Annotated in this window: 8 protein-coding genes and 1 tRNA gene; 7 read left to right on the forward strand and 2 right to left on the reverse strand. The window is 44.7% G+C overall.

Going from position 1 to position 10,877, the window contains the following annotated elements; all coding sequences use genetic code 11:
• Positions 1-169 precede the first annotated feature (169 nt).
• The gene (locus EPX21_RS17775) at positions 170-2,224 is read right to left on the reverse strand and encodes a M13 family metallopeptidase (RefSeq protein ID WP_134091032.1); all 2,055 of its coding nucleotides are present in this window, start codon (positions 2,222-2,224) and stop codon (positions 170-172) included.
• Positions 2,225-2,516: 292 nt separating this feature from the next.
• On the opposite strand from EPX21_RS17775, the gene EPX21_RS17780 reads away from it, so the two are divergent.
• The 7 genes from EPX21_RS17780 to EPX21_RS22780 all read left to right on the forward strand — a co-directional run bounded on the left by EPX21_RS17780 (position 2,517) and on the right by EPX21_RS22780 (position 10,507).
• Positions 2,517-3,224: a TetR/AcrR family transcriptional regulator gene (locus EPX21_RS17780; protein ID WP_240768722.1), complete on the forward strand. Its 708-nt coding sequence runs from the start codon at positions 2,517-2,519 to the stop codon at positions 3,222-3,224.
• A 31-nt stretch (positions 3,225-3,255) separates the two neighbouring features.
• Positions 3,256-4,620, forward strand: coding sequence for a TolC family protein (locus EPX21_RS17785; RefSeq protein WP_134091033.1), 1,365 nt, complete (start codon positions 3,256-3,258; stop codon positions 4,618-4,620).
• A gap of 4 nt (positions 4,621-4,624) precedes the next feature.
• Complete coding sequence (locus tag EPX21_RS17790) at positions 4,625-5,668, forward strand: efflux RND transporter periplasmic adaptor subunit (protein ID WP_134091034.1); 1,044 nt, start codon at positions 4,625-4,627, stop codon at positions 5,666-5,668.
• 104 nt (positions 5,669-5,772) lie between these two features.
• Complete coding sequence (locus EPX21_RS17795) at positions 5,773-8,838, forward strand: efflux RND transporter permease subunit (RefSeq protein ID WP_134091035.1); 3,066 nt, start codon at positions 5,773-5,775, stop codon at positions 8,836-8,838.
• Positions 8,839-8,841: 3 nt separating this feature from the next.
• Positions 8,842-9,987, forward strand: coding sequence for a glycerate kinase (locus EPX21_RS17800; protein ID WP_134091036.1), 1,146 nt, complete (start codon positions 8,842-8,844; stop codon positions 9,985-9,987).
• A 73-nt stretch (positions 9,988-10,060) separates the two neighbouring features.
• Positions 10,061-10,137: transfer RNA gene (locus EPX21_RS17805), tRNA-Pro, on the forward strand.
• A 232-nt stretch (positions 10,138-10,369) separates the two neighbouring features.
• Positions 10,370-10,507, forward strand: coding sequence for a hypothetical protein (locus tag EPX21_RS22780; RefSeq protein ID WP_166670807.1), 138 nt, complete (start codon positions 10,370-10,372; stop codon positions 10,505-10,507).
• Between the two features lie 111 nt (positions 10,508-10,618).
• On the opposite strand, the gene EPX21_RS22960 is transcribed toward EPX21_RS22780, so the two are convergent.
• Positions 10,619-10,877 (reverse strand): hypothetical protein (locus EPX21_RS22960; RefSeq protein ID WP_206106100.1); only part of this gene is annotated, 259 nt, incomplete at its 5' end.

Here is a 10,877-nt window from a genome sequence, read left to right on the forward strand (position 1 = left end):
AACTCCTCTGGAGTTTCCCACATTCCAACATCTTAATCAACAACAATAAAAGTGTCTACTTTTTTTAGGACATGACAAGGTTCTAAGGTGGTTAAAAAAGGTTAAGGTGTAGGTAAGGTATGACACTTCTCTAGACCTTAAACCCTACACCTTTCACCTTAAACCGTTCTTACCAAACGCGAATTCGTTCGCTCTCCGGTTTGTATAGCTTGTCGCCTTCTTTTACATCAAAAGCTTTATACCAGGCGTCCATATTGACTAAGGGACCGATTGTCCGTGCTGTAGCCGGAGCGTGTGGGTCTACCAGAATCAATTGAGCGGCTGTTTCCGGCGTTGTGTTCATCCGCCATACCTGTGCCCAAGATAGGAAGAAACGCTGGTCGGGCGTAAAACCGTCAATTTTTTCATCAGACTGTCCCTGCGGTGTCTTTTTGAACGCAGCATAGGCCATTGCCAAGCCACCTAAATCGGCTAAGTTCTCTCCTAATGTAAGTTTTCCTTTTACATGTAGTGTGTCGAGCACGGTATAGCCATTATATTGCTCGACTACTTTGTTTGCGAGTTTTTTGAAGCTGTCTGCATCCTCTTTAGTCCACCAGTCCTTCAAATTCCCGTCAGCCGCGTATTGCCGTCCTTGATCGTCAAAACCATGTGTCATTTCATGACCGATTACCGCGCCAATGCCGCCGTAATTAATAGCGTCATCCGCAGAAAAATCAAAGAATGGGAACTGTAAAATACCTGCCGGGAAGGCTATTTCATTATTCGCGGGGTTATAGTAAGCATTCACCGTAGGAGGCGTCATTCCCCAACGTGTCCGGTCGACCGGTTTGCCGAGTCGGTCTACCATGTCGTTATAGCTCCAGATCCTAGCCCGGCGGATATTGCCAAAGTAATCATCTTTTTTAATTTCCAAACCATCGTATGTTTTCCATTTGTCTGGATAGCCGATTTTCGGCGTAAAGGCATTAAGCTTTTCAATTGCCTTTTTCTTAGTCGTTTCACTCATCCAATCAAGCGTCTTGATCCGTTCTTCATAGGTTTCAGAAAGGTTCTTTACCAATTCGACCATTCTTTTTTTCGCTTCCGGTTTAAAGTACTTCGCAACGTACAATTGGCCTAATAAATCGCCAATAGAGCGATCGATAACCTCAAAACTCCGTTGCCAACGAGGTGTCATCTCCTTTTGGCCAGTCAGTGCTTGTGTAAACGCAAAATCGGCATTTGCAAATGGCGCACTCAAGTAAGGTGCAGCCGTTTTGAGAAGGTTCCATTGTAAGTAAGTTTTCCATTCTTCGATGGATTTGCTTGTCAATAGTTTGGAAGCCTCCTTAAAAAAAGACGGATTGTTAATGATGACGCTGTCTGCTCCCTCAATCTTTAATGTGCTGTAAGTTTCCTCCCAATTGAATGCAGGCGCCGTTTTCTTTAAGTCTGCCAAAGTAAGTTTATTATACGTTCGATATGGGTCGCGCATATCTTCTCGGCTCCATTGCACTTTGGCAAGAGCTGTTTCGAGATCCCATAATTGTTCAAATTTCTTGACCGTTTCTGCATCATCCGTACCCGCCAAACTGAACAATTGTTGAACGTAAGTTTCATAAGCCTGTTTGACGTCGCGATTGCGGGTATTGTTTACCAGGTAATAATCGCGGTCTGGCAAAGTAAGTCCGCCCTGTCCAAATTGAGCAATATTTGCGGTCGTATTTTTTCTATCTTGACCTACTTGAAAATTATAAAGTGGCGATCCAATTCCTGCGGTTCTTTGAAAGGCGATTTCTTTGATGACGCCATTCAGGTCCTTTATGCCGTTAATACGGGCTAAGTCTTCTTTGATCGGTTCTTCTGCCACGGCGTCTATTTTCGTACTGTCCATAGCACTGGTGAAGAAGTCGCCAACGCGTTGTTCCGCACTGCCTGATTTGACATCCTTTGTACTCGAAACCTCCTCTAATATGCTTTTTACTGCTTTCGCATTGAAGTCGCGTAATTGATTGAAGCTACCCCAACGTGTTTCTTTTGCAGGTACGGGGTTGTTTTTAAGCCACACGCCGCTGGCATAATGAAAGAAGTCGTCCCCCGGTTTAACAGTGGTATCCATATTGGCTGGATCGATCAGTTTTTCCGGTGTATTCGTGAGCGTCGTGCTCTTCTCAGATTGCGTGCAGCTTTGAAAAGTAGCAAGGGCAAAGCCACAGCACAGCAAAGGGAAATAGTACTTCATGTATATTAAATTAATTGTTGTAGAAATTTGGCAAATTGAATCTGCTGTTTAAAAATAAATAAATCTTTTTAATAGATGCCCAAATGTCTATTGCCTAATTGAGCTTATGCAGATTTTGGGCGATTGATTCTATTAAACGAAGGTAAAGCTTTTTGCATTTGTTCGGGAGGAGATTGGTGTAACAATGTTGTAAGGGTTAGCGCGACGCTGGAAAAGCAAACAATGGCAAGTTTCAGCCCAGCAAACCTGCTTCAAAGCAAGCAGACGAAGTGTTTGTGAAATAATCTTGGTGATGCTTGCAATTGTTAACAGTGTTAATTATGTTTGTGGTGTTATTCTGAATTTGAAAATGGGAATTAAGGAACGTAAAGAAAGGCATAAGGAAGATTTAAGGCAACGCATTTTAGACGCGGCTAAAGTATTGTTTTTAAAAGAGGGTTATGAGGCTACGTCGATTCGGAAAATCGCCTCGGCGATCGAGTTCAGTCCGACAACCATTTACCTCTATTATAAAGACAAAACCGATATTATTTATGCCTTGCAGAAAGAGGGATTTAAAGAGTTACGCAGCAAGTTTTCTGCACTCAGTAATGTGGAAAATGCTTTTGAACGATTAAAGGCAATGGGACGTACTTATTTACAGTTTTCAGTAGAAAACAGGGAGTTTTATGAGCTCATGTTTGTTATGAAGGAACCTTTGGAATTTCTTCAAACTGTTTGTGGAGAAGGCAATGAAGAATGGGAAGACGGCGTGGAAGCCTTTAATTTTTTGGTTAATACGATTGCCGACTGTCAGCGGTCGGGTTATTTTAAGAACCACGATACCAAAATGTTTTCGCTGTTGGTTTGGTCGACAGTACATGGTTTATGCACCCTTAATATGCACGGACACATGAGGCATGTAGTAGAGAAACATCTGATAGAGGTGCAGGATGGTAGCCAAATTCTTGACGTGGCTTTTAATAGCTACGTTAAATTTTTGGAGCAGATAAAGAGTTAATTTTTTTGTTTATTAAAGAACACTGTTAATAATGAAAACACCGTTTATATTAGTATGTTCTTTGCTGTTATTCTTTCCTTTTTGGGTGAAAGGGCAGACAAATACCTTGGATGACTATATTGAAGAAGGCAGGCAGAATAACTTGGTTTTAAAGCAAAAGAACATTTCCTTGGATAAGGCTATGCTGGCTCTTCAGGTTGCAAAAAGCATGTATCAACCGAGCGTTGCCTTTCAGGGTAGTTACAGCACGGCTTCCGGCGGGCGGAATATACTGTTGCCCTTAGGCGATCTGATGAATCCGGTTTATACGACTTTAAATCAGTTGACCAACTCCCAAAATTTCCCGCAATTAGCCAATCAGTCGATTAACTTTTTGCCTAAAAACTATTACGATGCCCGCATTAGAACGACGGTTCCCCTTATTAATACCGATATAGGTTATAATAAGCGGATCAGCGAACAGCAGGTTACGCTACAGGAATTCGAAGTACAGACCTACGAGCGTGAACTGGTAAAGAATATCAAATCGGCTTATTTTAGTTTCTTGAATGCACTTCAAGCAGTCAAAATTTATCAATCGGCATTCAAACTGGCGGAAGCGTCTAAGCAAGTTAACCAGCATCTGCTAGAAAATGGCAAAGGTTTACCCGCCTATGTATTACGGGCAAATAGTGAAATTGAGCAAGTCAGAGCCCAGGTGACCGAAGCGGAGCAGCAACAAATAAATGCCCGCTTGTATTTTAACGCCTTGTTAAACAGGAACGGGGAAGCTTCAATTGATACGGTTTACAATGCGGACGCAGCCTTGGAAAAAGCGTCTGGGCTACTTCAGCTGGCGCCCGATATTAAATCGCGCGAAGAGCTGAAATCACTCCAACAGGTAATTGCCATTAATGAGAACATCGTTAAAATGAACCGAAAATTTGCTGTTCCTAAAATCAGCGGATTTGTAGACTTGGGATCTCAGGCCGAGCAAATGCGCTTTAATAACCAGTCGAGATACCTGATGTTGGGATTACAGTTTGACCTACCGCTGTATAGTGGCAATAGAAATCGCATGCAGGTCAAGCAATCGCAATTGGAATTGGCTGATGCCTCACTTAATCAAGCACATGTACGACAGCAGTTGGAAGTGAGTGCCCAGGTCTCCAGAAATAACTTAGTGGTGGCCTATCAAAATTATCAATCCTCATTGAAGCAGCTCGAGGCCGCTGCATCGTATCAACGCTTAATTGACAAAGGGTATAAAGCAGGGAGCAATACCTATATAGAAACGATTGATGCACGTAATCAATTAACCGCCGCTAAATTAGCTGTACTCGTGAATAAATACAAGGTCTTGATGGCTGCTGCCGAGATGGAAAGAGAAACAGCCACTTATCCGCTAAAAAATTAATGTTATGCACAGATTTTGTTCGCTATTATTAATCTCAGCTCTGTTTGCTTCTTGCAAAAACGCGAGCGATCAATCATCCGAAGGTCTTAAAGATGACACCATTCCAGTTAAATTACTCGCTTTAACACAGCAAGCGAGTGTGCAGCAAATTAAAACTTCCGGTATTTTCACTACGGATAATGAGGTGGTGGTTTCATTCAAAAATGGTGGAGTCGTCAGTAAGGTTTATGTAAAAGAAGGAGACGCCGTGAATGCGGGCCAGCTGCTGGCGAGCTTAAATCCCACAGAGGTAGAAGCTAACGTAAGTCAGGCCAAGCTATCAGCGGAAAAAGCGAAACGCGATTTTGAACGGGCAGCGGCTTTGTTTAAAGACAGCGTTGCCACCTTGGAACAGCTACAGAATGCCGAAACCGCTCTGCGTATTGCACAAGAGCAATTGCGCGCTGCAAACTATAATCAAAGTCAGACAGAGATCAGGGCGACTTCATCCGGTTATGTACTGAAGCGATTTGTAAATGACGGACAAGTTGTTGGCCCTGGAACCGCCGTACTTCAACTGAATAGGACCGGGGAGAGCACTTGGCAACTGAAAGTAGGTGTGAGCGACCAGCAGTGGGCGAGCATTGCCCTTGGTGATTCCGCTACTGTCTCGTCGGATGTGCTTGGAAGTAAAATTTCGGCGCTGGTTTATAAGAAATCAGAAGGCATTGATCCGGCCTCAGGCGTATTCACCGTGATGCTTAAACTCGCTCCGGGCGACTACAGCAAGAAAATCGGTACAGGCATGTTTGCCCAAGCCGTAATCCATGCCAAACAAAGTAGGTCATACTGGCAAATACCCTTTGATGCGCTCCTAGATGGCGATGCGGGGAAAGCCTTTGTCTTCGTGACGAACGACAAAAAAACGGCCAAGCAAGTGGAGGTGAAGGTAGACGCCATTCAGCAGCATGACGTCCTTATATCCGAAGGATTGGAGGATGCGCAATCACTGATTATTTCCGGAAGCGCTTATTTAACGGATGGATCGCCGATCAAGGTGGTTGAGTAGTTCAGCGTAGAAAAGCGAAGCGCTTTTTGACTGCGCAAATAACATAAATGAGAATAGGTATTAAGGGCCGATAGCCGATCGCTAAAGGCCGAAAGCTGAGAAAAATGAACCTTTCATCATACGCAATAAAAAACAACCAGTTTACCTTGATTATGGTAATCATGGTGGTGGTAGTAGGTATAAGCACCATGTTGAGCATGCCGAGGGCCGAAGACCCAGAGATGCAGACCCCCATGTTTCCAGTAGTCGTAGTGTATCCGGGAACGAGTCCGAAAGATATGGAGGAGCTCGTGGTGAAACCAATGGAAACAAAGATCTATGGTTTAGACGATATTAAGCGGATTAAAACCACCATTCTGAATGGATTGGCGGTTTTGACGGTAGAATATAAATTTGAAAGCGATTACGATAGCAAATATCAAGAGCTCGTGCGGGAAGTCGGCGCGCTACGCCCACAGTTGCCGCAGGATATCTACAGCATAGACATTCAAAAAGTAGAGCCTAGCGGCGTGAATGTACTGCAAGTAGCGTTGATATCGCAAAATGCCTCGCGGAAAGCGATGAAGAGAGTCGCGGAAGATCTACAAGACGAACTGGAAAAAGTTTCGTCGCTAAAAGAGGTAAAGATAAGTGGTTTACCCGAACAGTTGGTTCGCGTAGATGTGCATCCCGACCGCTTGGCTCAGATGCATATTCCGCTCAACACCGTAATGGACGCCGTCCAAAGTGAAGCCGCCAACATTCCGGGCGGGAGCGTATTGGGAGGAGGGAAGTCGTTCAGTGTAAAAACGAGCGGCAACTATCAAAGTATGGACGAAATTGGAAATACCATTGTCTTTAGCCGGGAAGGGAAAAACGTGTTGCTAAAGGATGTGGCAGACATTTATCCCGACTTTGCGCCGGACGATCACATTACGCGCTTAAATGGTTACCGTTGTCTGCTTATAAACGCTGCTCAAAAATCGGGCGAAAACATCAGTAAAACGCAGGAGGCCTATCTTCCCATTATTGAGAAGTTTAAGCAAGGCTTACCTAAAAACATGGATTTAGTATTGCACTTTGACCAGGCGGAGAATGTCAATCATCGACTCAGTGGCTTAGGTGTCGATTTCCTAATTGCCGTGTCTTTAGTACTTATTACCTTATTGCCCCTAGGTAATCGAGCTTCTCTGGTCGTGATGATAGCGATCCCGCTTTCCCTATCCATAGGTTTGGTGTTGCTGCATATTTTCGGTTTCAGTTTAAATCAGTTAAGTATCGTAGGCTTTGTAGTCGCACTGGGCCTTTTAGTAGATGATAGCATCGTTGTGGTCGAGAATATAGAACGATGGCTTCGGGAAGGACATTCCAGGCTTGACGCCGCCATAAAAGGTACCGGTCAGATCACCATGGCTGTGTTAGGTTGTACGGCAACCCTGGTCATCGCCTTCATGCCGCTCATGTTTATGCCAGAAGCTTCGGGTGATTTTATCCGAAGTTTGCCGGTGGCCGTCATCAGTACGGTCGTTGCTTCCATGATTATCGCCCTAACGGTAGTTCCCTTTCTTTCGAGCCGCTTGCTGAAAGCACACGAAAATCCAGAAGGGAATGCGGTGTTAAGAGCGTTTCAACGGGTAATTCATGGTACTTACGCCGTGTTATTGGACAAAGCGCTTAAAAGGCCATGGTTAGCGATATTGGTGGCGGCCATTATTTTTGTGGGGTCGCTGGGATTGCTTCCTGTAATCGGTTTTAGCTTATTTCCTGCTTCGGAAAAGCCGCAATTTCTGATCGACATCTCTGCCCCGCAGCAAGCTAACATATTTTATACCGATAGCATTACGAGGCAAATTGAGCAGGAATTGAAGGCAAATCCCCAGGTGCAGTATTATACGACCAACGTAGGCAAAGGTAACCCCCGGATTTACTACAATGTCGCTCAACAAAATCAACGGAGCGATTTTGCCGAAATTTTTGTGCAGCTTAAGGAAGATATCAGATCGGATGAAAAAGTAGCCCTTATCGAGCGTTTACGGAATAAATGGACACCTTATCCGGGCGCTAAAGTGGAAGTGAAGGACTTTGAACAGGGCGTCCCCATTATCTCGCCTGTGGAAGTGCGATTGTTCGGCGAAAACCTCGATACCTTACGTTCGTTGGCTGCCCGAGTTGAACAAACGTTGAAGGCAACAGAAGGTACCATTTATGTAAATAATCCCGTCAAGAACTACAAGACAGATATTCGATTAGCGATTAACAAGGAGAAAGCATTAAGCTTGGGCGTGCCGAGCGCATCTATCGATAGAACCGTCCGTATGGCTTTAGCGGGCGTCGATTTAGCCACTTATACAAATCCTGCATCCGACAATGACGACTACCGCATTCGTCTCAGCGTACCTAGGGCCGCCTATCCCGATTTGTCTGTCTTAAATAATCTCTATGTCAACAACGTTCAGGGGGCCGCTATACCATTAAAGCAGTTAGCAGCTATTGGTTTTGAGTCATCGCCGGTCAGCATAAATCATATCAATAAGATACGAACCATTTCGGTTAATGCGTTTGTAAAGAAGGGATACTTAAATGACCGGGTTATAAATGAGGTGATTAAGCAAATGGACGGAATGGAATTGCCTGCTGGATACCATTACGAAATGGGCGGCGAAGTGGAGAGTAGGCAAGAGTCGTTCGGCGGTTTCGGAACAGTCATTATGGTTACCGTATTTTTATTTATCGCCGTACTCGTGTTAGAGTTCAAGACGTTTAAGAGTACGCTGATTGTACTTTCGGTAATCCCCTTAGGTATCGTGGGAGCGGTGCTAGCTTTATTGGTCACAGGGAACACCTTGTCTTTTGTTGCGACGATCGGTATTGTGGCATTGGCTGGTATTGAAGTCAAAAACACCATTCTGTTAGTGGATTTCACTAACCAACTACGGCGGGAGGGGATGGAATTGAACGAAGCGATCGAGAAGGCGGGCGAAATCCGATTTTTACCGATCATACTGACGACATTAACTGCTATAGGTGGTTTGTTGCCCATTGCTTGGTCGAGCAATCCGCTGATTGCGCCTTTAGCCATCGTTATGATAGGGGGATTGATTAGCTCAACGCTCTTGTCACGGATTGTAACGCCCGTGGTATACAAGTTAATACCGCCTAAAATTGAAGTAGAAAATCCAGTGAAGAAATAAGTTATGCAAATACTCATCGCTCCCAATGCATTTAAAAGCAGCCTTAAGGCAGATCAGGTAGCTTCGGCCCTAGCGGAAGGTCTGGAATCCAGTGGATGCGGTGCCGTTACATGTTTTCCGATTGGTGACGGCGGGGATGGAACCATGGAGTTGTTAAGTCGACATTTGAAGCTTAAGTCGGCGGAGGTAGAAGCCGTGGATCCCTTGGGTAGGCCGATAAAAGCCAGCTATGGCTATGACATTCATACCGATACCGCATATATAGAAATGGCGGATGCATCTGGCCTTCGACTTTTGGCCCTTAATGAGCTAAACCCGATGCGCACGAACAGTGTGGGCACAGGGCTTATGGTATTGGACGCGCTTGATAGGGGAGCGAGACATATTGTTATAGGCCTTGGTGGTTCGGCAACGGTGGATGGGGGCTGCGGTATTCTGCGTGTTCTTGGTGCTCGATTTCTAGATGACAAGGGGGAGGAATTAACGGCTTATCCTTCAGCATTAGTAGACGTCCATCAGGTAGACCTGTCCTTATTACATCCGCGCGTTCAGTATTGTGAGTTTACGGTATTAACAGATGTAAAGAACACGTTATTGGGCAGGACGGGTGCCGCCTTTGTCTTTGGCCCTCAAAAGGGTGCTTCAAACGATCAGGTAGAGTTGTTGGACGATTTCATGGAACGCCTAAACTGCGTTTGGACGACACAATTAAAGAAAGATGCGGCCAGACTTGTAGGCGGAGGTGCTGCCGGCGGAACCGCCGCGGGTTTGTGGGCTATGGTAGACGCAGAATTAGTGAATGGGATCGATTACTTCTTGGATGCCGTTGGTTTCGATAAACAACTTGAAAAGGCAGCGCTGGTAATTACAGGCGAAGGAGCTATTGATAGGCAAACACTCGACGGAAAAGGTCCATTCGGGGTGGCTTGTAGAGCGAAAGCGTTGAACATCCCGGTAATTGGCGTAGCCGGTCGTATTGCGCTCAATGGAGACGCGGAATTAGCACACTATTTCGATGTGCTGATTCCGATCAACCACGATGTTTTGCCGCTCGAAGCGTTAAAAGAATGCAATGTGGAGAATTTGAAACGTACCGGGAAATTGATTGGAAATCTTTTGCAGATAGGCGCGAAAAAAACTGATAAATAAATTTTATTTATTACAAAACAAATTCTATATTTGCACTCCGTTTACGAAGAATACCATGAGTAAACGGAAAGTTCGGGGTGTAGCGTAGCCCGGTATCGCGCCACATTTGGGATGTGGAGGTCGTAGGTTCGAATCCTGCCACCCCGACCAGTCAACATGAAGCTCCTGCGAAGCAGGGGCTTTTGTTATTTTACGGCGAGCCGAGTTCACTCGGGCGAGTGGTAAAATAATAAAAGCCTTTGGCACGGAGTGCCTCGCTTCTTGTTGACTGATCCCCTCTTTCTCAGGATGGCTGCGGGCAATGTGCGGGACTGTGTGACGCAGCCAATCCTGCCATTAAATCAACGAATACGCTGGTATTAACTTGTCAACCGATTATGTTGTGGACAGGAATAACAAGGTTTATAAAAGTAGCATTGTTCCCGATGTTGAAGTAATAGGTGGAGACGATTTGGATAATATGCTAAAGGATGAAAAAATAAATAAAGCACTTGAGCTTTTAGGAAGTAACGAAATTTGACCATCGTTCATTTTATTGGGATACCTGTACGATGTCTTCCATAAAAAGGGTTTTAAGGGAGACTATCGCCCGATTAAAGAAAAGATCGCTGTTTTGTTAGATAATGAGATACTATAACTTTCTATCCAACCAGTGTATAATATTAAACAGAAATTGGGCGTTTTGTGTTGCTCCAGGATGATTCATGCCCCTTTTCTCACTTTTGACGCCTTGAAGCTGTGCCGAAAAAGGTGCCCCGTCTCCAAATATGACAATTCTGCCCTTACCAAATTTTAGATATACCCCGTTCACTGGATATACTGGCGCATACTGACCCCTCAAAATTGAATTAGATTTAGGGGTGTTTATTGCGTTTAAAGCCCATATCCGC

The organism is Olivibacter sp. XZL3 (genome assembly GCF_004368405.1).
In the GTDB taxonomy this organism is placed as follows: Bacteria; Bacteroidota; Bacteroidia; order Sphingobacteriales; family Sphingobacteriaceae; genus Olivibacter.